This window comes from Streptomyces sp. NPDC041124, from assembly GCF_055592385.1.
The window spans coordinates 145,421-168,641 of record NZ_JBVIYR010000003.1; the positions used below are offsets into that span (position 1 = coordinate 145,421).

17 protein-coding genes and 1 tRNA gene are annotated in these 23,221 nt (G+C 71.4%); 9 read left to right on the forward strand and 9 right to left on the reverse strand.

Annotation, left to right across the window (positions count from 1 at the left end):
* The first annotated feature begins 13 nt into the window (after positions 1-13).
* The 5 genes from ACZ6A9_RS08905 (at position 14) to ACZ6A9_RS08925 (ending at position 7,154) form a co-directional block, all read left to right on the forward strand.
* On the forward strand, positions 14-2,233 hold the full coding sequence (locus ACZ6A9_RS08905) for a copper resistance CopC/CopD family protein (RefSeq protein WP_468981099.1): 2,220 nt from the start codon (positions 14-16) through the stop codon (positions 2,231-2,233).
* Between the two features lie 6 nt (positions 2,234-2,239).
* Positions 2,240-3,526 carry an iron uptake transporter deferrochelatase/peroxidase subunit gene (gene efeB, locus ACZ6A9_RS08910; protein WP_468981102.1) on the forward strand — a complete coding sequence of 429 codons (1,287 nt, stop codon included), beginning with the start codon at positions 2,240-2,242 and terminating at the stop codon, positions 3,524-3,526.
* Between the two features lie 70 nt (positions 3,527-3,596).
* Positions 3,597-4,529, forward strand: coding sequence for a prephenate dehydratase (gene pheA / locus ACZ6A9_RS08915; RefSeq protein WP_468981104.1), 933 nt, complete (start codon positions 3,597-3,599; stop codon positions 4,527-4,529).
* 547 nt (positions 4,530-5,076) lie between these two features.
* Positions 5,077-6,354 (forward strand): serine--tRNA ligase, encoded by a 1,278-nt coding sequence (gene serS, locus ACZ6A9_RS08920; RefSeq protein ID WP_468981107.1) that lies wholly within the window; start codon positions 5,077-5,079, stop codon positions 6,352-6,354.
* Positions 6,351-7,154 (forward strand): HAD family hydrolase, encoded by an 804-nt coding sequence (locus tag ACZ6A9_RS08925; RefSeq protein ID WP_468981109.1) that lies wholly within the window; start codon positions 6,351-6,353, stop codon positions 7,152-7,154. The genes serS and ACZ6A9_RS08925 overlap by 4 nt, the downstream gene beginning before the upstream one ends.
* 14 nt (positions 7,155-7,168) lie before the next feature.
* On the opposite strand, the gene ACZ6A9_RS08930 is transcribed toward ACZ6A9_RS08925, so the two are convergent.
* The 5 genes from ACZ6A9_RS08930 to ACZ6A9_RS08950 all read right to left on the reverse strand — a co-directional run bounded on the left by ACZ6A9_RS08930 (position 7,169) and on the right by ACZ6A9_RS08950 (position 11,213).
* Positions 7,169-7,257 (reverse strand) — tRNA-OTHER (locus tag ACZ6A9_RS08930).
* Between the two features lie 338 nt (positions 7,258-7,595).
* Positions 7,596-8,315 carry an ABC transporter permease subunit gene (locus ACZ6A9_RS08935; protein WP_468981111.1) on the reverse strand — a complete coding sequence of 240 codons (720 nt, stop codon included), beginning with the start codon at positions 8,313-8,315 and terminating at the stop codon, positions 7,596-7,598.
* Between the two features lie 10 nt (positions 8,316-8,325).
* Positions 8,326-9,237, reverse strand: coding sequence for an ABC transporter ATP-binding protein (locus ACZ6A9_RS08940; RefSeq protein WP_468981114.1), 912 nt, complete (start codon positions 9,235-9,237; stop codon positions 8,326-8,328).
* A 52-nt stretch (positions 9,238-9,289) separates the two neighbouring features.
* Complete coding sequence (locus ACZ6A9_RS08945) at positions 9,290-10,204, reverse strand: ABC transporter permease (protein WP_468981118.1); 915 nt, start codon at positions 10,202-10,204, stop codon at positions 9,290-9,292.
* Positions 10,194-11,213 (reverse strand): ABC transporter ATP-binding protein, encoded by a 1,020-nt coding sequence (locus tag ACZ6A9_RS08950; RefSeq protein WP_468982870.1) that lies wholly within the window; start codon positions 11,211-11,213, stop codon positions 10,194-10,196. The genes ACZ6A9_RS08945 and ACZ6A9_RS08950 overlap by 11 nt, the downstream gene beginning before the upstream one ends.
* A gap of 135 nt (positions 11,214-11,348) precedes the next feature.
* Here ACZ6A9_RS08950 and ACZ6A9_RS08955 point away from each other — a divergent pair, with 135 nt between their 5' ends.
* The 4 genes from ACZ6A9_RS08955 to ACZ6A9_RS08970 all read left to right on the forward strand — a co-directional run bounded on the left by ACZ6A9_RS08955 (position 11,349) and on the right by ACZ6A9_RS08970 (position 15,747).
* Positions 11,349-13,097 carry an SDR family oxidoreductase gene (locus tag ACZ6A9_RS08955; RefSeq protein ID WP_468982874.1) on the forward strand — a complete coding sequence of 583 codons (1,749 nt, stop codon included), beginning with the start codon at positions 11,349-11,351 and terminating at the stop codon, positions 13,095-13,097.
* 146 nt (positions 13,098-13,243) lie between these two features.
* On the forward strand, positions 13,244-13,792 hold the full coding sequence (locus ACZ6A9_RS08960; RefSeq protein ID WP_468982877.1) for an RNA 2'-phosphotransferase: 549 nt from the start codon (positions 13,244-13,246) through the stop codon (positions 13,790-13,792).
* 79 nt (positions 13,793-13,871) lie between these two features.
* Positions 13,872-14,774, forward strand: a complete 903-nt coding sequence (locus ACZ6A9_RS08965; protein WP_468981121.1) for an LLM class flavin-dependent oxidoreductase — start codon at positions 13,872-13,874, stop codon at positions 14,772-14,774.
* An 85-nt stretch (positions 14,775-14,859) separates the two neighbouring features.
* On the forward strand, positions 14,860-15,747 hold the full coding sequence (locus tag ACZ6A9_RS08970; protein WP_468981123.1) for a Cof-type HAD-IIB family hydrolase: 888 nt from the start codon (positions 14,860-14,862) through the stop codon (positions 15,745-15,747).
* A 4-nt stretch (positions 15,748-15,751) separates the two neighbouring features.
* Here the strand turns inward: ACZ6A9_RS08970 and ACZ6A9_RS08975 are convergent, their stop codons facing one another.
* From ACZ6A9_RS08975 to ACZ6A9_RS08990, 4 genes are all read right to left on the reverse strand, one after another.
* A complete protein-coding gene (locus ACZ6A9_RS08975; protein WP_468981125.1) occupies positions 15,752-16,810 on the reverse strand; it encodes a M23 family metallopeptidase in 1,059 nt (352 codons plus the stop codon).
* 163 nt (positions 16,811-16,973) lie between these two features.
* Complete coding sequence (cydD, locus tag ACZ6A9_RS08980) at positions 16,974-20,471, reverse strand: thiol reductant ABC exporter subunit CydD (protein ID WP_468981128.1); 3,498 nt, start codon at positions 20,469-20,471, stop codon at positions 16,974-16,976.
* 12 nt (positions 20,472-20,483) lie between these two features.
* Complete coding sequence (gene cydB, locus ACZ6A9_RS08985) at positions 20,484-21,488, reverse strand: cytochrome d ubiquinol oxidase subunit II (protein ID WP_468981130.1); 1,005 nt, start codon at positions 21,486-21,488, stop codon at positions 20,484-20,486.
* A gap of 20 nt (positions 21,489-21,508) precedes the next feature.
* A complete protein-coding gene (locus ACZ6A9_RS08990; RefSeq protein ID WP_468981133.1) occupies positions 21,509-23,014 on the reverse strand; it encodes a cytochrome ubiquinol oxidase subunit I in 1,506 nt (501 codons plus the stop codon).
* Positions 23,015-23,221 lie beyond the last annotated feature (207 nt).

The window sequence follows — 23,221 nt, forward strand, 5'->3', positions numbered from 1 at the left end:
GGGAGACACCCCTGTGACCCAGATCATCGCCCCCCGCGTGCGGACCCTGGTGCTGCTGTTCCTGGCCGTCACCGGCGCGCTCTTCGCCGGGGCCGCTCCCGCGTCCGCGCACGCCGCGCTGACCGGCAGCGACCCCGGTCGGGGGGCGGTGGTCGACACGGCTCCCACCCAGGTCTCGCTCACCTTCTCCGAGCCGGTCGCGGTCAGCGACGACGCCGTGCGGGTGCTGGATCCCAAGGGGACGCGGGTGGACAAGGGCGACCCGGCCAACGCGAGCGGCACCACCTACACCGTGCGACTGCTCAGCGGGCTGCCCGACGGCACGTACACCGTGGCCTACCAGGTGGTGTCGGCGGACAGCCATCCGGTCGCCGGTGCCTTCACCTTCTCCATCGGCGCACCGTCCGAGACCTCCGTCTCGGTCTCCGCGCAGGGGTCCGACGACGGCCCGGTGGGCTGGCTGTACGGCCTCGGCCGGTACGTGTCGTACGCCGGGTTCGCCGTCATGGCCGGCGGTGCCGCCTTCGTGCTCGCCTGCTGGAGGCGCGGTTCCGGGGTGCGGGTGATGCAGCGGCTGGTCGTCTCCGGGTGGCTGGCGCTCACCTCGGCCACGCTCGGACTGCTGCTCCTGCGCGGCTCCTACACCACCTCGGGCGCGGTCGGCGACGTCTTCGACCTCTCGCTGCTCGGGAACGTGCTGCAGACCAAGACGGGTGCGGCGCTGGTCTCCCGGCTGCTGCTGCTCGCCGCGGCGGCGCTCTTCATCGCCGTGCTGTTCGGCTCCCACGACGAGCGTGACGACGAGGAGAAGCGTGATCTGACCTTCGGCCTCGCGATCGGGGGCACGGTCGTCGCGGCGGGGCTCGCCGCGAGCTGGGCGATGTCCGAGCACGCCTCCCAGGGGCTCCAGCCCGGTATCGCCATGCCGGTCGACGTGGTGCACCTGCTGGCCGTCGCCGCCTGGTTCGGCGGGCTCACCGCGCTGCTCGTCGCACTCTTGCGGGCGCCCGCCGAGACTCCGGTCGACCGCGATGCCGTCCGGCGGTTCTCGCGACTCGCCTTCGGCAGCGTGATCGCGCTGGTCCTCACCGGGACCTACCAGAGCTGGCGGCAGCTCGGTGCCTGGTCGGCCTTCACCGACACCCGCTACGGGCAGTTGCTCCTCGTCAAGCTCGGACTCGTGGTGGTGCTGGTCGGTGTCGCCTCCGTCTCACGGCGGTGGACGGCGCGACTGGCCGGGGCCCCCGTGGCGGCCGGGACCGCCGAAGGCACCGGCACGTCCGAGAAGACGCCTGCGACCGAGAGGGCCGCGACCGAGGGGACGGGCACGGGCACGGCCGAGGAGGCGGCCGCGACCGAGTCGGCTCTGCCCGGTGCCCGGACGACGTCCGGCGCCCGCCGGGACGCGGTCGGTGCCGGAGGGACGGAGAAGGCCACCGACACGGAGGACCCGACCGCCGAAGCCACGGCCGGGGCCGGTGCCACGGCCGGGGCCGGAACGACGACCGGGGCTGAAGCGGCATCCGGAGCCGAAGCGGCGGACGGCGCCGGAACGGTCACCACGGCAGCCGGAACGGCCACCGGACCCGGAGCCACCGCCGGGGCCGGAAGGGCGTCCGGGGCCGGAGCGGTGGACGGGGCGGGATCCGCGCGGGCCGCCCAGCTCGCCCGGCAGCGGGCCGCGGTGGAGAACGCCCGGCAGAAGCGCCTGCGGAACGCCGACCCCCACCGCTCGGGGCTGCGCCGCTCCGTGCTCGCCGAGGCGGGCATCGCCGTCGTCCTGCTCGCCGTCACCACCGTGCTGACGCAGACAGAGCCGGGACGCACGGAACAGGAGGCCCAGGCGGCCGGTGCCGCCTCCTCCGCTTCCTCCTCGACCGGCCAGGGCACCGGCGCGGTGACCCTGAACATGCCCTTCGACACCGGCGGTGAGAACGGCAAAGGCGTCGTCTCGCTCGACCTCGATCCGGCCCGCGTCGGAAAGAACGTCCTGCACGTCTATGTGGAGGGTGCGGGCAGCCGCCCGCTCGACATCCCCGAGGTGACGATCGCCTTCACCCTCTCCGCCCAGGACATCGGGCCGCTGCCCGTCATCCCCGACCGCGTCGCCGCCGGGCACTGGTCGGCGAGCGATGTGCAACTCCCCATGGCGGGCGACTGGAAGGTCGAGGTGACCGTGCGCACCTCCGACATCGACCAGGTGACCGTCTCGAAGAACGCGCAGATCGGCTGAACCACCATGGCTGACCAGTCCATTCCACAGGTCCGTGCCCCGCAGGCGCTCCAGGAGGAGCCCGTCGGCCGCACCACGGGGGCAGGCGTCTCCCGCCGCCGGCTGCTCGGCACGGCAGGTGCCACGGGGCTCGTCCTCGGAGCGGCGGGCGGGGCCGTGGGACACGCCTCGGCGCCCACCGGAGCCACACCGCTGACGTCGCTGGGCGACAGCCGCGTGCCGTTTCACGTGAAACATCAGCCGGGCATCACCCAGCCCCTCCAGGCCCGAGGCCACCTCATCGCCTTCGACCTGGCCCCCGGCGCCGGCCGCAAGGAGGCGGCCGCCCTGCTGCGCCGCTGGTCGGACTCGGCCCGTCGGCTGATGGCGGGCGAGCCGACCGCTCAGGGAGACACCGGTGTGGCCCGTGACGCCGGTCCCTCCTCGCTGACCCTCACCTTCGGTTTCGGCCACAGCTTCTTCGGGCGTACCGGGCTGGAGAAGCAGCGCCCGGTGTCCCTGGACCCGCTGCCCGACTTCTCCTCCGACCGCCTCGACAAGGCGCACAGCAACGGCGATCTGTGGGTGCAGATCGGCGCGGACGACGCCCTCGTGGCCTTCCACGCCCTGCGCGCCGTCCAGAAGGACGCGGGGTCGGCGGCCAGGGTGCGCTGGCAGATGAACGGGTTCAACCGGTCCCCGGGTGCCACCTCCCACCCCATGACCGCACGCAACCTGATGGGCCAGGTCGACGGCACCCGCAATCCCAAGCCCACCGAATCCGACTTCGACCAGCGGATCTTCGTACCGGAGAAGGGCGAGCCCGCCTGGATGGCGAACGGCTCCTATGCCGTCGTACGCCGTATCCGCATGCTGTTGGACGATTGGGAGCAGTTGTCGGTCACGGAGCAGGAACAGGTGATCGGGCGCCGGAAGTCCGACGGGGCGCCGCTGTCCGGAGGTACCGAGACGACCGCCATGGACCTGGAGAAGACCGACGCCGAGGGCGCTCTGGTGGTCCCGTTCAACGCCCACGCGAGGATCACCCGGCCCGACCAGAACGGCGGCGCGGCGATGCTCCGCCGCCCGTTCTCGTACCACGACGGGATCGCCCCGGACGGGGTCCCGGACGCGGGTCTGCTGTTCATCTGCTGGCAGGCGGACCCGCTGCGCGGTTTCGTGCCGGTGCAGCGCAAGCTGGACCGGGGCGACGCGCTGACCCCGTTCATCCGTCACGAGGCCAGCGGACTGTTCGCGGTCCCGGGTGGTGCGGCGGAGGGCGAGTATGTGGGTCAGGCGCTGCTGGAGGGGTGAGAGCGGCCCGGTGTCACCCCTGGGGGCTTTCCGGGAGTTGCGGTCGGCGAAGGCCCATTAGGGTGAGGACATGCCAGCGAGCTATGCGTATCTCGGCCCAGAGGGCACCTTCACCGAAGTGGCCCTGCGTACCCTCCCCGAGGCGGCGACCCGTGAGCTGATCCCTTACGTGTCCGTGCAGTCCGCGCTCGACGCGGTGCGGGTGGGCGAGGCGGAGGCCGCTTTCGTCCCCATCGAGAACTCGGTCGAAGGCGGGATCACCACCACCCTCGACGAGCTGGTCGCGGGTACCCCGTTGATGATCTACCGCGAGGTGCTGCTGTCGATCACCTTCGCGCTGCTGGTGCGTCCGGGCACCACGTTGTCGGACGTCAAGACGGTCACCGCCCATCCGGCCGCACAGCCGCAGGTACGCAACTGGCTGAAGACACACCTCCCGGACGCCGTCTGGGAATCGGCCGCCTCGAACGCGGACGGTGCGCGGCTGGTCCAGGAGGGCCGCTACGACGCCGCCTTCGCCGGTGAGTTCGCGGCGGCCCGGTACGGCCTGGAGCCCTTGGAGACGGGGATCCACGACGCGGAGAACGCGCAGACCCGGTTCGTCCTGGTGGGTCGCCCCGCCCGGCCGGCCGCACCCACCGGCGCGGACAAGACCTCCGTGGTGCTGTGGCAGAACGACGACCATCCCGGCGGCCTGCGCGACCTGCTGGGCGAGTTCGCCACGCGCGGCATCAACCTGATGCTGCTCCAGTCCCGGCCGACCGGCGAAGGAATCGGCAACTACTGCTTCTGTGTCGATGCCGAGGGCCACATCTCGGACCGCCGGATGGCCGAGGCGCTGATGGGACTGAAGCGGATCTGTCTCCAGGTGCGTTATCTCGGTTCGTACCCGCGTGCGGATGTGCGGCCGGGGGAGGTGCGGCCTCCGTTCCCCGGGACGTCGGACGAGGAGTTCACGGGGGCGGCGGACTGGGTGGCGCGGTGCCAGGACGGCCGGTTCTGAGACGAGGCGCGGCGGCCCGGAGTCCGGTCCTTCCCTGCGGGGGAGTTGTCCACAGAAGTTATCCACAGGTCCGCTTCTCGACCTGGGGACAAGTCGACACCGAAGCGCGCTTCGGTCGATAAATCACCCTTCTCCCCATGATCGCGTCCATCGTTCCGACCCTCACCCTTCGTCCATTCTTTTCCCTTGGTCAACCCTTTAGGGCGAAGCCTTTCCCCTCAAAGGTGGGGATAGAGAGGGTTTGTGCGGGGAATCCCCGGCATCGGCCACCGCTTCGGAGTGATCAATTCCGAAGTCCACAGATCCTCCCCACACCCTGTGGATAACTTTCCCGGAGTGGAAATGCCTGTGGACAACCAGACCCAAGTGCCGCCCCACGCAAGGGATTCGGTCCGACCGGCAGCGGGCGACGCGACTGCTCAAGGAGGTGGCACCCTGGGATCCGACCCCAGGAACACAAGGCGCATTTCACTCATAACGCCACGTGATCTGTTCCTCCGCAATAGTGAGTCGTGGGCCGTCATCCCGCACCGGTAGCCTTGACCGCGTGATTGACCTTCGCCTGCTCCGTGAGGACCCCGACCGTGTGCGCGCTTCGCAGCGCGCCCGTGGAGAGGACGTCGCACTCGTCGACGCTCTCCTGTCCGCCGACGAACGGCGCAGGTCGTCCGGCGTCCGCTTCGACGAGCTGCGCGCCGAGCAGAAGTCGCTCGGCAAGCTCATCCCCAAGGCGGCCGGCGACGAGAAGGCCGAGCTGCTGAGGAAGGCCGAACAGCTCAAGGCCGACGTGAAGGCCGCCGACGCCGACCGGGACGCCGCCGCCGCCGAGACGCAGGACCTGCTGTCCAAGCTGAGCAACCTCGTCCACCCCGACGTGCCCGTCGGCGGCGAGGAGGACTTCGTCACGCTGGAGACGCACGGCAGCATCCGCGACTTCGGCGCGGAGGGCTTCGAGCCCAGGGACCACCTCGAGCTCGGCCACATCCTGGGCGCCATCGACGTCGAGCGCGGTGCCAAGGTGTCCGGCTCGCGCTTCTACTTCCTCACCGGTGTCGGTGCCCTGCTGGAACTCGCCCTGGTGAACGCGGCGATCGCCCAGGCCACCGCGGCCGGCTTCACGCCGATGCTGACCCCGGCCCTGGTCCGCCCCCAGTCCATGGCGGGCACCGGCTTCCTCGGTCAGGCCGCGCAGGACGTCTACCACCTCGAGAAGGACGACCTCTACCTGGTCGGCACCTCCGAGGTGCCGCTGGCGGCGTACCACATGGACGAGATCATCGACGCCGACCGGCTGCCGCTGCGCTACGCGGGCTTCTCGCCCTGCTTCCGCCGCGAGGCCGGCTCGCACGGCAAGGACACCCGGGGCATCTTCCGCGTGCACCAGTTCGACAAGGTCGAGATGTTCTCGTACGTCGCCCCGGAGGACTCCCAGGCGGAGCACCAGCGCCTGCTGGAGTGGGAGAAGCAGTGGCTGACCTCGCTGGAGCTGCCGTTCCGCGTGATCGACGTCGCCTCGGGCGACCTGGGCTCCTCGGCCGCGCGTAAGTACGACTGCGAGGCGTGGATCCCGACCCAGGGCAAGTACCGCGAGCTGACCTCGACCTCGGACTGCACCGAGTTCCAGTCGCGCCGGCTGTCGATCCGCGTCCGCGAGGACAAGAAGGTGCGCCCGCTGGCCACGCTCAACGGCACGCTGTGCGCCGTACCGCGCACCATCGTGGCGATCCTGGAGAACCACCAGCAGGCCGACGGCTCGGTCCGCGTGCCGGAGGTGCTGCGTCCGTACCTGGGCGGCCGGGAGTTCCTCGAACCGGTCACCAAGTGAGCGCGGCCTTCCCCTACGGGCTCGTCGCCACCGATCTCGACGGCACGCTGCTGCGGAACGACCACTCGGTCTCCCGCCGCACCCGTGACGCGCTCGCCGCGGCCACCGCGGCGGGCGCCGCCCACATCGTCGTCACCGGCCGCGCCGTGCCCTGGACCCGCCCCATACTCGACGACCTCGGCTACACCGGACTGGCCGTCTGCGGCCAGGGCGCGCAGGTGTACGACGCCGGAGCCCACCGGCTGCTCACGTCGGTGACGCTGGACCGGCAGCTCGCCGGGGTGGCCCTGGCCAAGATCGAGGCGGAGGTCGGCCCGCTGTACCTGGCGGCCAGCCGTGACGGGCTGGACGGCGAGGTGCTGGTCGGTCCCGGATACGAGGTCCACGGCGCGTTGCCCGCGATGCCGTTCACGGATGCCGCCGACGTGTGGGCGGCGCCCCTGAACAAGCTGTACATCCAGCATCCGGAGTTGACCTCCGACGAGCTGGCCGAGGCCGCCACCCGCACCGCCGGCGGGTTCGTCACGGTCACCATGGCCGGCGAGGGCATCGTCGAACTGCTCCCGCTCGGCCTGTCGAAGGCGACGGGACTGTCGCTGGCGGCCCGTCGGCTGGGCGTGAAGGCGGCGGGGACGATCGCCTTCGGCGACATGCCGAACGACCTTCCCATGTTCGCCTGGGCCGGACACGGCGTGGCCATGGCCAACGCCCACCCGGACCTGCGGGCGGTGGCCGACGAGGTGACGGCCTCCAACGAGGAGGACGGCATCGCGGTGGTGCTGGAGCGGTTGCTGGGCTGACGCCCGGCGCCCCGCGGAGGATGCACGGATCGAACGTGCGCGGGCTTCTGGGCCCGACCTTGGCCCGAACCGAGCCAATGCCTTACCTCTCGGCCAATCCTCCGGGCAGGGCGGCCCACGCGACACCAGCGCGTGCTCGAAGCGGCCGCCCCGGGCAGCTCCCGTGCGGGGCGGACTCGACGGAGCAGCAGGGACTACTCCGGAGTCCGCCGCGGGCTGCCCTGAAGGGAGCTGGACGTACTGCCGTGCATGGACATCGTCCCGCTCCTCTCCCGGCGCATGACGCCGGACCCTCCCGGCGCTGCGGACACCCTCACTCTGCCCGCCGGACGAACCGGACGCCACCGAATAAACGGGCGGGCGGCGCCGCTGCCCCATGGGCGGGCGGCGCCGCTGCCACGGCGGGCGGCGCCGGCACCCGGTCCGCCGGGACGAGCGTCCTCACTCCTCGCCGGCGAGCGTCAGCGAACGCAGCTTCTGGCCGGCGTACCAGGTGGCCAGCACGGTGACCGCGGCGAGCAGCACCGTCGCGGTCGTCAGGCTCACGTCCGAGGTGACCAGGTCACCGCCGGAGACCTTCTGCGCCACGGCCAGCGCCCACTGCTGGACGCTCAGCGTGCGCGCGCCGGGCACCAGGGAACCGAACAGCGCCTCCCAGACCAGTGCGTAGACCAGTCCGAAGACCACCGCGTGCCGCGAGACCGTGCCGAGCAGCAGGAAGAGTGCCGCATAGGCGATGGAGGCGACCAGCGCGGCCACCGTGTAGGCGACGGCGACCTGCTGGCCGTTGCCGTTCAGGATGAGGCCGGCGATCAGGGTCGGGACCGCCGAGAACACCATGGTGACGGCGATCGCCACGATCAGCTTGGTGTAGATGATCGTGGGCCGCTTGATCGGCTTGGACAGCAGGTACACGACCGAGCCGTCGTCGATCTCGGGACCGATCGCGCCGGTGCCCGCGATGACACCGATGATCGGCACCATGGTGGCGAGCGCCAGGCCGCCCAGCACGTCGGCGGCGGTCTGGTCGTCGGCGCCGGCGAGACCGCGCACCGCCAGGGAGATCGCGATCAGCAGCAGGGGCAGCGCGCCCAGGATGAGGGCCCGGCGGCGGCCGAGCAGGGCCCGGTAGGTGAGCCGGGCGACTGTGGGGTCGTACATGTTCGGCCTCCTACGCCGCGACGAGATACGAGAAGACGGACTCGAGGGACTCGTCGGACGGCGAGACCGTGAGCAGCCGGATGCCGTGCTCGCGCGCGACCTTCGGCAGCAGGGACGTGAAGCGGCCGAAGTCGACGGCCTGGATGCGCAGGGCGCCCTCCGCCACGTCCACCTCGATGCCGGACGTCGACGGGTCGGCGATCAGCGCGGCCGCGAGCGCGCGGTCGTCACTGGAACGCACCAGGTAGCGGTGCGGGCGGTCCGTCATCAGGCGGCGGATCCGGCGGAAGTCGCCGCCGGCCGCGTGCCGGCCGGCGACGACGACCTCGATGTGCCAGGCGAGCTGCTCGACCTCTTCGAGGATGTGGGACGAGAACAGCACGGTGCGGCCCTCGTCGCCCATGCGCCGCAGCAGGTCCATCAGCTGCATGCGCTGGCGCGGGTCCATGCCGTTGAAGGGCTCGTCCAGCAGGAGCAGCGACGGCTCGTGGACCAGCGCCGAGGCCATCTTCACGCGCTGCCGCATGCCCTTGGAGTACGTGGCGATCTTGCGGTCCTGCGCGTACTCCATCTCTACCGTGGCCAGCGCCTTCTGGGCTGCCTTGGCGCCCAGGCCGTGCAGTTCGGCGTTGGCGACGACGAACTCGCGGCCGGTCAGGAAGTCGTACATCGCCTCGCGCTCGGGGACGATGCCGATGTGCCGGTAGATGGACTCGTTGCGCCACACCTGCTGTCCGTCGAGGGTGACGGAGCCGGTGGAGGGGGCGAGGAAGCCGCCCATCATGTTGATGAGGGTGGACTTCCCGGCACCGTTGGGGCCGAGGAGACCGGTGACGCCCGGGCCGATGGTCATGGTGATGTCGTTGACGGCGACCACGTTGCCGAACCAGCGGGAGACATGGTCGATCGTGAGAGTGCTCATGGGCGCAGCCCGTTCCGTGAGGAGGAGGTGGCGGGCGACGGGTCGGGCGTGGTCACAGGCCCACCTTCTTGTAGCGGCGCACCAGCAGGCCGTAGCCGGCGGCGATCAGGCCGAGGGTGAACAGGACGAAGACGACGCCTTCGGCGCGGTCCGGGCCCACCCCGCCGGGGAAGGCGGAGCTCGCGCCCAGGAAGGCGGACTGCACCCCGTCGATGAGGGTGATGGGCGAGAACAGGCCGATCCAGATGCCGGCGTCGCCGCTGCCCTGGACGTCCGCGATCGCCTGGAGGGTGGAGACCGCGCCGTAGGAGATGGTCAGGACGGCGATCACGGCCGCGATGCCGAAGCCGCGGCGCGGGGTGACCGACGCGATGACCAGGCCGATGCCGGCGAAGAGCAGCGAGAGCAGTGCCACGGAGACGAGTCCCTGTGCGAATCCCTTGGTCTGGTCGGTGAAGTCGAGCTTGGCCAGCAGCGCGCCGGCGTACAGCACCAGCAGGGGGGCGGCGGTGAGGATGAACAGGGCGGAGGCCAGCGCGGCGAACTTGGCGCGCACGTAGTCGGCGGTCTCGATGGGACGCGAGAAGTACAGCGGTACGGTCTTGAAGCGCAGGTCGCGCGAGACGGACGTGGGCGCCTGCGAAGCGACGTACAGGCTGATGACGGCCTGCATGACGATCGCGTAGCGCGTGTAGTCGACAGGCAGGTCGTTGGCCTTGGTGGCGACCGCGACGGCCACCATGATGGCCGCGGGCACGCACATCACCACGAACAGCAGCATCGGCAGCACCTTGGACTTCACCGACCGGCCGAGTCCGTAAGAGCCGCGCAGGGACTGCGAGTACAGCGACAGCCGCGCGTAGCCGCGGCCCAGGCGGGGGCCGTCGTAGGAGCGGTAGCCGATGTTGTGGATGCGGGTGTCACCCGCAGCGGTGGCCGGTGTCCGCGTGGACTGCTCAGCTGCCATGACCGACCGCCTCCTTCCGCTGCTCGTCGCGCTGTTCGCCGTTGTCGGTGAAGACCTCGGAGATGTGGTGCCTGCGCTGTTCCATGCGCACCAGTCCGAGGCCGAGGTCCGCGATGACGTCACGGACCAGGTCGTACGTCTCCTCGCCCCGGGCGGTGAGCAGCAGGACGTGTCCGGCGCCCGGCAGTCCGCTGCCGTCCTCGACGCTCACCCCGCGCGCGTGGAGCGCCTCGCGGACCGCGCGGGTGCCGTCGGGGTGCTCGTCGGTGTCGGTGACCTCGATCGCGAGGGTCGTGGTGGTCTGGGTGAAGTCCGTGGTGGCGCTGGAACGCAGCAGTTTGCCGCCGTCGATGACGACGACGTGGTCACAGGTGCGTTCGAGCTCGCCCAGCAGGTGGGAGGTGACCAGGACGGAGATGCCGAAGTCGGTGTGGATGCGTCGGATCAGGCCGAGCATCTCGTCGCGGCCGACCGGGTCGAGGCCGTTGGTCGGCTCGTCCAGGAAGACCAGCTGGGGGTCGTGCACCAGGGCCTGCGCGAGCTTCACCCGCTGCTTCATACCGGTCGAGTAGCCGCCGATGGGGCGGTAGCGCTCCTCGTACAGGCCGACGTGGCGCAGCGTGTCCGCGGTGCGCTCCCGCGCGGCGGTGGGCGGCAGGCCGGACATGCGCGCCATGTGGACGACGAACTCGGTGGCCGAGACGTCCGGAGGCAGGCAGTCGTGTTCCGGCATGTAGCCGACCCGCTCGCGGATGGCGGGGCCCTTGGTGACCACGTCGAGGCCGAGCACCTCGGCGCGGCCCTCGGTGGCGGGGGACAGACCCAGAAGGATCTTGATCAGTGTGGACTTGCCGGCTCCATTGGCTCCGACGAGTCCGGTCACACCGGGCCCGACGTCCACGGAGAGCCGGTCAAGAGCGGTCACCCTGGGGAACCGCTTGCTCAGGCTTTCGGTCGCGATCACAGTCACGTCCCCGACGGTAGTGACCCGTACCACCGGGGTCGTCAGACCGGAGAGCTGTCTTGGGCTCCCCCTGGAGTCGTACGGGCCCGTAAGGGAAGCCCCGCCCGAGAGCCGTGCACGGGGCTCGGGGCGCTGTTGACGAGCCCTCTGACGACTGCCACATTCGCCGGTGTGACGCGGATGAGGGGTGCGCGGGAGCGCTGGGTGCCCACGGGCGGGGTCGAGCTGTGTGTGGCCGAGCTGGGCGAGCCCGGGCGGCCCGTGGTCGTCCTGGTGCACGGCTATCCGGACAGCAAGGAGGTGTGGTCCCAGGTCGCGTCCCGGCTCGCGGAGCGTTTCCACGTCGTGGCGTACGACGTGCGGGGTCACGGCCGGTCGACGGCGCCGCGTCCACTGCGCGGCGGGTTCACGCTGGAGAAGCTGACCGACGACTTCCTCGCGGTCGTGGACGCGGTGAGCCCGGACCGTCCCGTGCACCTGGTGGGGCACGACTGGGGGTCGGTGCAGTCCTGGGAGTTCGTGACCGTCGGGCGCGCCGAGGGGCGGATCGCCTCCTTCACCTCGATGTCGGGCCCCTCGCTCGACCACTTCGGGCACTGGATCGACCGTCAGGTGAAGCGGCCGACACCGCGCCGGCTCGGCCGGCTGCTGGGGCAGGGCGCCAAGTCCTGGTACGTCTACCTGCTGCACACGCCCGTACTGCCGGAGCTGGCGTGGCGCGGGCCGCTCGGCAAGGCATGGCCGCGACTCCTCGAGCACCACGAGAAGGTGCCCGGCGACGGCTATCCGACCCCGTCCCTGCCCTCGGACGCGGCCCACGGCGCCTGGCTCTACCGGGACAACGTGCGCCCCCGGCTGCGCAACCCGCGCACCGACGCCTACGCGCACGCGCCGGTGCAGCTCATCACTCCCCTGGAGGACGCGTTCCTCTCGGAGCGGCTCTACGAGGATCTCGAGCAGTGGGCGCCGCGGCTGACCCGGCGGACGCTGCGGGCCGGGCACTGGGTGCCGCGCAGCCGCCCGGACCTGCTGGCGACGTGGATCACCGACTTCGTGACGTCCGTGGAGCAGGGCCGGGCCCAGGTGCCGTCGGCGAGCCGGTACGCCGACCGGTTCGGCGGGCAGCTGGTCCTCGTGACGGGGGCGGGCAGCGGCATCGGGCGGGCCACCGCGCTCGCGTTCGCCGAGGCGGGTGCGCGCGTGCTGGCGGTCGACCGGGACGCTGAGGCCGCCGCCGGCACCGCCGGGGAGGCCCTCCGGCGGGGTGCTGCGGCGGCCTGGGCCGAGCCGGCGGACGTGTCGGACGAGCGGGCGATGGAGAAGCTCGCCGAACGGGTCACCACCGAGTACGGCGTGCTGGACGTCCTGGTGAACAACGCCGGCATCGGACTGAGCGGCTCGTTCCTCGACACCACCGCGGAGGACTGGAGGCAGGTCCTCGACGTCAACCTGTGGGGAGTGATCCACGGATGCCGCCTCTTCGGACGGCGGATGTCCGAGCGCGGACAGGGCGGCCACATCGTCAATGTGGCGTCCGCGGCGGCGTTCCAGCCCTCCCGGGCGCTGCCGGCCTACAGCACGTCCAAGGCGGCGGTGCTGATGCTGAGCGAGTGCCTGCGCGCGGAGCTCACGGGACGCGGGATCGGCGTGACGGCGGTGTGCCCGGGGTTCGTGGACACCGCCATCACCTCCACCGCGCGCTTCGCGGGCGTGGACGCCGGGGAGGAGCGGCGGCTGCGGAAGCGGGCGGCGCGTCTGTACGGGCTGCGCGGCTACCCGCCGGAGAAGGTCGCGGCCGCGATCCTGCGGGCGGTGGTGCGCGACGAGGCGGTGGTGCCGGTCACCCCGGAGGCGCGGACGGCGTACGCGCTGGCACGGTGGATGCCGGGTGCGGTGCGGAGGATCGCGCGGATGAAGCCGCCGGTGTGAGACGCCCGGGAGGGGGCCCGTTGTCCACAACGGACACCAAGTACCCTGTGGATAACCGCACTTGGCTGTGGACCAAACCTTCTCGGCGAAATCGATCGCGTGATGCGCGTCTCTCCCGGCACTCTGGGCGGATGCACTCCGAGCAGATGGACGAAAGACGCACCGTCAAGGTGTCCAAGTACCTCTCCAGACACCTGCGGCACCAGCCGGAGCGGATCGGGCTCTCGCTCGACCAGGGCGGCTGGGTCGAGATCGAGGCGCTGATCGCCGCGGCGTCCGCGCACGGCTTCCGGTTCACCCGGGCGGAACTCGACCACGTCGTCGCCACCAACGACAAGCGGCGCTTCGCTGTGGAGGGCACCCGGATCCGCGCCCGTCAGGGACACACCGTCGAGGTCGATCTGGGACTGCCCGCGGCCACTCCGCCGCCGTACCTGTACCACGGCACGTTCGCCCGGAATCTGGAGGCGATCCGGACCGAGGGACTGCGCCCCATGGACCGGCACGCCGTGCACCTCTCCGCCGACCGGGAGACGGCGACCCGGGTGGGCGCCCGCAGGGGGCGGCCGGTCGTGCTGTCGGTGAACGCGGGCGCGATGCACCGGGACGGCCATGTCTTCCACCTGAGTGAGAACGGCGTGTGGCTGACCGGTGCCGTACCGAGCCGGTACCTGCGTTTCCCCGCCGGCCGCTGAGAGCGCGGCTCCCGCCTGCGGGGACGCGCGTGGGCCGACGTTTCACGTGAAACGTGGGGAGACGCATAGGCTCGGTGGCATGAGTCTGCGCCTGAGCACCGTGATCCTTCCCTACCGCCGCTGGCACGAGGGCAGTCGCGCCGCGTGGGCGCGCGCCGAGGAGCTCGGCTTCCATACGGGCTACACCTATGACCACCTCTCTTGGCGCAGCTTCCGGGACGGTCCGTGGTTCGGCGCCGTTCCCACCCTCACCGCCGCCGCGGCGGTCACCGACCGGATGAGGCTGGGCACCCTGGTGACCTCTCCGAACTTCCGGCACCCGGTCACCCTGGCCAAGGAGCTCGTCACCCTCGACGACATCTCCGGCGGGCGTGTCACGCTCGGCATAGGAGCGGGTGGCACCGGCTTCGACGCCACCGCGTTGGGCCAGGAGCCATGGACCCCGCGTGAGCGCGCCGACCGCTTCGCCGAATTCGTCCCGCTGCTCGACCGGCTCCTCTGCGAGGACTCGGTGTCGTACGAGGGCGATTTCTACGCGGCGCACGAGGCACGCAACATTCCGGGCTGTGTGCAGCGGCCCCGGCTGCCGTTCGCTGTGGCGGCGACCGGCCCGCGCGGGATGCGGCTCGCGGCCCGTCACGGGCAGGCCTGGGTGACCACGGGTGACCCCCGGCTGTTCGAGAACGGCACGCCCGAGCAGTCGGTTCAGGCCATTCGCGGCCAGGCGGAGAAGCTGGCCGACGCCTGCGCCGAGCTCGGCCGGGACGTGACCGAACTGAACAAGATCCTGCTCACCGGATTCACCCCGGACCGGAGCCGACCGCTGGAGTCCCTGAACGCCTTCGTCGACTTCGCGGGACGCCATGCCGAACTGGGATTCACCGAGATCGTGATCCACTGGCCCATCCCCGACTCGGACTTCGCCGTGGACCAGAAGGTGTTCGAACGGATCGCCATGGAGGCGCCGGCCCAACTGCGCTGACCACTCCGACGCCCGCAGTCCGAGGTCGCCCGGTGACGGCGGTAACCACTCAGATGTGCACGGTCCCGCACGGTCGTGCGGGCATATGCGCGACAATGGCCGGGTGATCTCAGCGACCCGACAGCCCGAGCCCCCGGCAGCCGCCGCTCCACCGCGGCTCATCGCCACCGACCTCGACGGCACCCTGCTGCGTGACGACAAGTCGGTGTCCCACCGCACCGTCGCCGCGCTGGCCGCCGCCGAGGAGGCCGGCATCGAGGTCTTCTTCGTCACCGGCCGGCCGGCCCGCTGGATGGACGTGGTCAGCGACCACGTCCACGGCCACGGCCTCGCCATCTGCGGAAACGGCGCCGCCGTCGTCGACCTGCACGGCGGCCCCGGCGCGCACCGCTTCGTGAAGGTACGGGAGCTGCCCCGCAAGAACGCGCTGGACGCGGTGCAGCTGCTGCGCGACGCCGCCCCCGGCACCGTGTACGCCGTCGAGCAGACCTACGGCTTCCACCAGGAGCCCGCCTACCCCAAGCTGCACATGGAGATCCCGGACGCCCTCGCGCCCGCCGAGGACCTGCTGCATCCCGAGTCCCACACCGCCGGCGAACCGGTGCTCAAGATCCTCGCCCACCACCCCACGCTCGATCCCGACGCCTTCCTCACCCTCGCCCGACTCGCCATCGGCGACCGCGCCAACGTCACCCGCTCCAGCCCCAGCGCCCTGCTGGAGATCAGCGGGCCCGAGGTGTCCAAGGCGAGCACGCTCGCCCTGTGCTGCGCCGAGCGGGGCATCTCGCACGAGGAGGTCGTCGCCTTCGGGGACATGCCGAACGACGTCGAGATGCTGAGCTGGGCGGGCCGTTCCTACGCGATGGGCAACGCGCACCCCGACGTCATCGCCGCCGCCTCGGGTCACACCGTCGCCAACAACGACGACGGGGTGGCCGTGGTGATCGAGCGGCTGCTGGACGGGCGGCTGTAGCCGCTCACAGCGGCACCCCGTGCCGGGCCAGCCACGACACGGGGTTCACCGCCGACCCCATCTCGGGCGTGACCCGCACCTCGAAGTGCAGGTGCGGTCCCGTGGAGTTGCCGCTGGTGCCGGACTGACCGATCCACTGACCGGGCGTGACCCGCTCGCCCTGGTCGACGGCGACGGCGGCGAGATGGGCGTACTGGGTGTAGTACCCGCCCGCGTGCTGGACCACGATCTCGACTCCGAAGGCCCCTCCGCAGGACACCTTCACCACTCTGCCCGCCCCCACGGCCCGCACCGGTGTGCCGATCGGCACCGCGAAGTCCTGCCCCGTGTGCCGGTTCGCCCACCGCGCCCCTCCGCTGCCGTAGGACGCGGACAGCTCGTACGTCTCCACCGGCGCCACCCAGCGGGTGGTGAAGCGCGTCTCAGGCTGCTCCAGCCGGACCGCGCCGCGGCAGGCACCGGCCGCGACCGAGGCATCGGCCTGCCCCTGCAGCTTCCACCGCGCGGATTCGAGCTTCGCCTCGATGGCCTTCTTCAGAGCGGCGAGTTCGGTGTTCCGCTTCTTCAGCTTCCGCCACGCCGTCGCGGCCCCGGCCTCGTCGCGGGCGAGCCGGGCCTCGGCCCGCTCGCTCCTGTCGATCGCCTGGTCCAGCGCCGTCTCCGCTTTCCGCACCACGCGCTGACCACGCATCAGCTCCTCCGGATCGTCCGCGAGCAGCATGTGCGCGGTGAGCGGCAGCCCGCCGCCGTCCCGGTACTGGGAGCTGGCGATCCGGCCCAGCTCCTCCCGCAGCACGGCCGCCTCCCGCCGCTCCCGGTCGAGCCGCCGCTCGAGTTCGTGCGCCCTGGCCCGCTGCCGGTCCGCCTCTCGGAGACCGGCCTCGTACCGCTCGGTCGCCGTGGCCGCTTCCTCGTACAGCCGCGCCACCTCCGCGCTGACCCCGGAGGCCGAGCCGTGCCCGGGGGTGGGGGAGCCGCCGCCGTCGGCGGGCCGGGCGGCGAGCACGGCGAGCGCGCACAGCGGCACGGCGACGAGCAGCGGATGACGGCGGGTGAGACGCATGACTGCGATCCTGGCCCCGCCCGCACGCCCGGGCCCGCTCACGTCGTGCACTTGGGGGAGCACTGCCCCCGGACGGACCACCGATACCGCCGAACAGGGGTATATGGGGACAGGTATGACGCGCTGTCATGTCCGGCGGCGACCACGCGTCGGGACCACTGACCTAACGCGTCGCCACCAGGAGCTCCGCCTCCTCCTCCCGCCGGGCCATCATCCGCAACGGCCCCTCGGCGGAGACGAGTTCGGTGTACGGACCACGCTGCACCACACGTCCCGCTTCCAGCACGACGACCTCGTCCACCGCGTCGAGACCGGCCAGCCGGTGGGTGATGAGCAGTGTGGTGCGCCCTTCCGTGGCGGCCAGCAGATCGGCGGTGAGCCGGTCGGCGGTCGCCAGATCGAGGTGCTCCGCCGGTTCGTCCAGCACCAGGACGGGGAAGTCCGCGAGCAGCGCCCGGGCGAGCGCCAGCCGCTGCCGCTGCCCGCCGGACAGCCGCGCCCCGTGCTCACCGACGAGCGTGTCCAGCCCGTCGGGCAGGCCGTCGACCCAGTCCAGCAGCCGGGCCCGGCCGAGCGCGTCGCGCAGTTCGTCCTCGGTGGCGTCCTTCCTGGCCAGGAGCAGGTTCTCCCGTATCGAGCTGTTGAAGAGGTGCGCGTCCTGCGCGCACAGTCCGACCAGCCGCCGCACGTCGTCGCCGTCCAGGGCGCGGGCGTCCACTCCGGCCAGCGTGTACGAGCCCGCGGCCGGGTCCAGGAATCGCAACAGCGTCTGGGCGAGTGTCGTCTTGCCCGATCCGGAAGGACCGACCACCGCGATGCGACGGCCCCGTTCCAGGGTCAGGTCCAGTCCCGCGAGCGCGTCCCGGTCCTGCCCGGCGTGCCGCGCGGTCAGCCCCTTGATCACGAGGGGGAACGGCGAGAGGGGTGCCTGGCGGGGCGTCTCGGGCTCCCGCACGGGCGCCGGGGCGTCCAGCACCTCGTACACGCGTTCCGCGCTGCGGCGGACCCTCTGCCGGTACCGCACGGCGAGCGGCATCCCCGCGACAGCCTCGAAGGCGGCGAGCGGGGTGAGGATCACGACGGCCAGCGCGACACCGTCCAGCCGGCCGGTGGCCACCGCCCCCGCACCGACGAGCGCGGCTGCCGCCACGGTCAGACCGGAGGTCAGCGCGGTCAGCCCGTCGCCGAGCGCGGTGGCGGTGGCGGCGCGCGCGTCGATCCGGGTGAGCGTGGCGTCGGCCCGCCGTGCCTCGGCGATCCGGGAGGGCAGGGCCCCGGCGACGGTCAGCTCGGCGGTGCCGGTGAGCAGGTCGGTCACCCGGGTCGCCAGCACGCCCCGGGCCGGCGCCAGCCTGCGCTCCGCCCTGCGGGCCACCGCACCGGTCAGCAGGGGCACACCCGCGCCGGCCGCCAGCAGCCCCGCGGCGAGGACGGCACCGGCCTCGGGCAGCAGCCATGCGGTGAAGCCGACGGACAGGGCGGAGACCGCGACGGCCGCGCCGGCCGGCAGCAGCCAGCGCAGCCAGTAGTCCTGGAGTGCGTCCACGTCGGAGACCAGCCGGGAGAGCAGGTCGCCCCGGCGGGCACCGCGCAGTCCGGCGGGCGCCAGCCGCTCGAGGCGGCGGTACACCGCGACCCGGGTGTCGGCCAGCATGCGCAGGACGGCGTCGTGCGAGACGAGCCGTTCGGCGTACCGGAACACGGCCCGGCCGATACCGAAGGCCCGGGTCGCCGTCACGGCCACCATCAGATACAGCACGGGAGGCTGCTGGGAGGCCCGGGAGATGAGCCACCCGGACGTCGCCATGAGCCCGACCGCGCTCCCCAGGGCGAGGGTCCCCAGCAGCAGCGCGAGGGTGATCCGCCCGCGGCGTGCGCCGGACAGGGCACGGACCCGGGTGAGTACGCCGCCCCGGACGGGTTCCGCGTCGTCGGGCCCGGAGGATCCGCCCTCCGGTACGAGGCCGGCGTCGACGGCCGGTACGGGACCGGCCGCCCGCTCCGCGGACTCCTCGGGACCGCCGGTGGGGGCCGGTTCCGCGATCCGGACCACCCGGTCCGCGACGGCCAGCAGAGCCGGCCGGTGCACCACGAGCAGCACGGTCCGGCCGTCCGCCAGCCGTCGCACCGTCTCCACGATCTCGGCCTCGGTGGCGCCGTCCAGCGCGGCCGTCGGTTCGTCGAGCAGGAGAACGGGCCGGTCGGCGAGGAACGCCCGGGCCAGCGCGAGCCGCTGTCGCTGCCCGGCCGACAGACCCGCTCCGTCCTCGCCCAGTACGGTGTCGGCGCCCTCCGGCAGCGCGTCCACGAACTCCAGCGCACCCGCGTCCCGCAGGGCGCGCCGCACGGCGTCGTCGTCCGCGCCGGGCCGGGCGAGCCGTACGTTCTCCGCGATCGTCCCGGCGTACAGGTGCGGGCGCTGGGGCACCCAGGCGACGTGGTCGTGCCACTCGGCGAGGTCGAGTCCGCCGAGGTCGGCTCCGCCGATCCGCACGGCGCCCGCCGTGGGGCGGACGAAGCCCAGCAGCACGTTCAGCAGGGTCGACTTTCCCGCCCCGCTCGGACCGACGAGCGCGACCGTCTCACCCGGGGCGATGGTGAGGGACACGTCCGCCACGGCATCCGTGGACCGGCCCGGATAGCGGACCGTCACGTCCTCGAGGGAGACGGCGCCCTTCGAAACGGTGCCCGTTCCGGGCGCGGGTACGGGCGTCTCCAGCACGGAGAAGATCTCCTCGGCCGCCCCGAGGCCCTCCGCGGCCGCGTGGTACTGGGCGCCGACCTGTCGCAGCGGCAGATAGGCCTCCGGCGCCAGGATCAGGATGAGCAGGCCGGTGTAGAGGTCCATGTGGCCGTACACGAGCCGCATGCCGATGGTCACGGCGACCAGCGCCACGGAAAGCGTGGCGAGCAGTTCCAGCGCGAAGGAGGAGATGAAGGCGATCCGCAGCGTCCGCATGGTCGCCCGCCGGTAGTCGGCGGTGATCCTCCGGATCGACTCCGCCTGCGCCTTGGCCCGCCCGAACACCTTGAGCGTGGGCAGCCCGGCGACGACGTCCAGGAAGTGTCCGGACAGCCGGGACAGCATCAGCCACTGGCGGTCCATCCGGGACTGGGTGACCCAGCCGATCAGCACCATGAAGACCGGGATGAGCGGCAGGGTGCCGACGATGATCGCCGCCGACACCCACTCCTCGGTGACGATCCTCGCCAGCACCGCCACCGGGACGACCACCGCGAGTCCCAGCTGGGGCAGGTAACGCGAGAAGTAGCCGTCGAGCGCGTCGACTCCTCGGGTGGCCAGGGCGACCAGGGATCCGGTGCGCTGTCCGCCCAGCCAGTCCGGGCCCAGCGCCGTCGCCCGCTCCAGGAGCCGGCCCCGCAGTTCCGACTTCACCGCGGCACTGGCCCGGTGTGCGGCCAGTTCCGTCAGCCAGCCCACCAGCCCGCGGCCCGCCGCCACGGCGGCGAGCAGCAGCAGGGGGGTGCCGAGTTCAGCGGCGGACAGGCCGTCCTCGAACGCACCCACCACGATCTCGGCGATGAGCATGGCCTGGGCGATGACCAGCACCGCGCCGACGACACCCAGGCCGACGACCGCCACCAGGAAGCCCCGGGTGGCACGGGCGTACCGGAGCAGTCGCGGATCGATTGGTTTCACGTGAAACACACCTCAGTGCACGGGGTCGGCGATGTGCTGGGTGCCGATGCGCTTGCGGAACACCCAGTAGGTCCAGCCCTGGTAGGCCAGCACCATCGGCGTGGCGATCACCGCGAGCCAGGTCATGATCTTCAGCGTGTAAGGGCTGGAGGAGGCGTTGGTGACGGTCAGGCTCCAGTCCGCGTCGAGCGTGGACGGCATGACGTTCGGGAACAGCGTCAGGAAGAGCATCGCCACGGCGGCCACGATGGTGACGCCGGACAGGGCGAACGACCATCCCTCACGCCCCACCCGGTTCGTCAGCAGCGCGGCGACCAGGGCGCCGACCGCCACGGCCAGCGCGACGAGGCTGGCGGCGTCCCCGTTGTCGGCCTGCGTCCAGAGCAGGAAGACCAGCGCCAGTACGGCGGTGACCAGACCCACGCGCTGGGCGAGCACCCGGGCGCGTTCCCGGATCTCACCGACCGTCTTGAGGGCGGTGAACACCGCGCCGTGGAAGGTGAACAGTGTCAGGGTGACCAGGCCGCCCAGTACGGCGTACGGGTTGAGCAGGTCCCAGACCGTGCCCACGTACTCGAAGTCGGCGTCGATCTTCACGCCGCGCACGATGTTCCCGAAGGCCACGCCCCACAGGAACGCCGGGAGCAGCGAGGTCCAGAAGATCGCCGTTTCCCAGTTGCGCTGCCAGGTCTCCTCCGGCCGCTTCGCCCGGTACTCGAAGGCGACGCCGCGGATGATCAGACAGACCAGGATGAGCAGCAGGGGCAGGTAGAAGCCGGAGAAGAGGGTGGCGTACCACTCCGGGAAGGCGGCGAAGGTCGCGCCGCCGGCCGTGAGCAGCCACACCTCGTTGCCGTCCCAGACGGGGCCGATGGTGTTGATCAGCACCCGCTTCTCGGCACGGTCGCGGGCGAGCAGCCGGGTGAGGATGCCGACCCCGAAATCGAAGCCCTCCAGGAAGAAGTAGCCGATCCACAGGACGGCGATCAGAACGAACCAGACGTTGTGCAGTTCCATGACAGTGGGGCTCCCTCGGCCTAGTACGAGAAGGCCATCGGCTTGTCGGCGTCACGGAGGTCGCCGCCGAGCTTCGTGGGCGGATTGAGGTCGGACTCGCTGAGCTCCGGCGGGCCGGCCTTGACGTACTTGGCGAGCAGCCTGACCTCGATGACGGCCAGGACGGCGTAGAGCAGGGTGAAAACGGACATCGAGGTGATGACCTCGGCCGTGGACACGCCGGGGGAGACGGCGTCCTCGGTCCGCATCACGCCGTAGACCACCCAGGGCTGCCGCCCCATCTCGGTGAAGATCCAGCCCCAGGCGTTGGCGATCAGCGGGAAGGCCATGGTCCACAGCGCCAGGAGCCAGTAGAGCCGGCTGAGCCGGGAGCCGAGCGGCTTCTTCAGCAGCACCAGGCGCGGGACCTCGTCCTCCCCGGTGCGGTGGGCGGCCGGCAGCAGGAACCTCTTGCGGGTGAGCCACAGGCCGAGCAGGCCGAGCGAGAAGGAGGCCATGCCGAAGCCGATCATCCAGCGGAAGCCCCAGTAGGCGACGGGCACGATGGGCTTGTAGTCACCGGGCCCGTACTTCTCCTGCAGGGCCTCGTTGGTGTCGTTGATGCCGGGCACGTACGACTCGAAGTCGCTGTGGGCGAGGAAGGAGAGCAGTCCGGGAATCTCCAGGGCGACCTTGTTGTGCCCCTCGTCGACGTCCCCGTAGGCGAACACGGAGAAGGGTGCGGGCTCCTCGCCGTCCCACAGGGCCTCGGCGGCGGCCATCTTCATCGGCTGCTGCTCGTACATGACCTTGCCGAGGGTGTCGCCGCTGACCGCGGTGAACAGGCCGCCGACCGCGAGGGTGACCAGGCCGAGGCGGAGGGAGGTCCGCATCACGGGGATGTGCTTCTTGCGCATGAGGTGGAAGGCGGCGATGCCCACCATGAAGGCGCCACCGGTCAGGAAGGCCGCGGAGAAGCTGTGGAAGACCTGGTTGAGCGTGGTGTTCTGGGTGAGCACCAGCCAGAAGTCGGTGAGCTCGGCGCGGCCCTTCTCCTCGTTGATCCGGTAGCCGACCGGGTGCTGCATCCAGGAGTTGGCGGCGAGGATGAAGTACGCCGACAGCAGGGTGCCGATCGAGACCATCCATATGCAGGCCAGGTGGACCTTCTGGGGCAGCTTGTCCCAGCCGAAGATCCACAGGCCGATGAAGGTGGACTCGAAGAAGAAGGCGATCAGAGCCTCGAAGGCGAGCGGAGCGCCGAAGACGTCACCGACGAACCGTGAGTAGTCGGACCAGTTCATGCCGAACTGGAACTCCTGCACGATGCCGGTGACCACGCCCATCGCGATGTTGATCAGGAAGAGCTTGCCCCAGAACTTCGTCGCCCCGAGGTACTTCTCCTTACCGGTGCGCACCCAGGCGGTCTGCAGCCCGGCAACGAGGGCGGCCAGCGAGATCGTCAGGGGAACGAAGAGGAAGTGGTAGACGGTGGTGATGCCGAACTGCCATCGCGCCAGGGTCTCCGGCGCCAGAGCCAGATCCACGTCGTCGCTCCTTACTCAGCGGTGGTCACAGCGACCGCTTGATCCCGTTCGTCCCGCCACATCTCGGTACAACGGGTCGCGCTTGTGAACGCGTTCACATTCACAAGCAATTATGACCTACTGCTTTTCAGACTCGGAAGGGGGGTCCCCTGTGACGTCAACCCCTTCGCACACCCTTCCGGGCACACGGGGAGGCGGCCGGCGGAT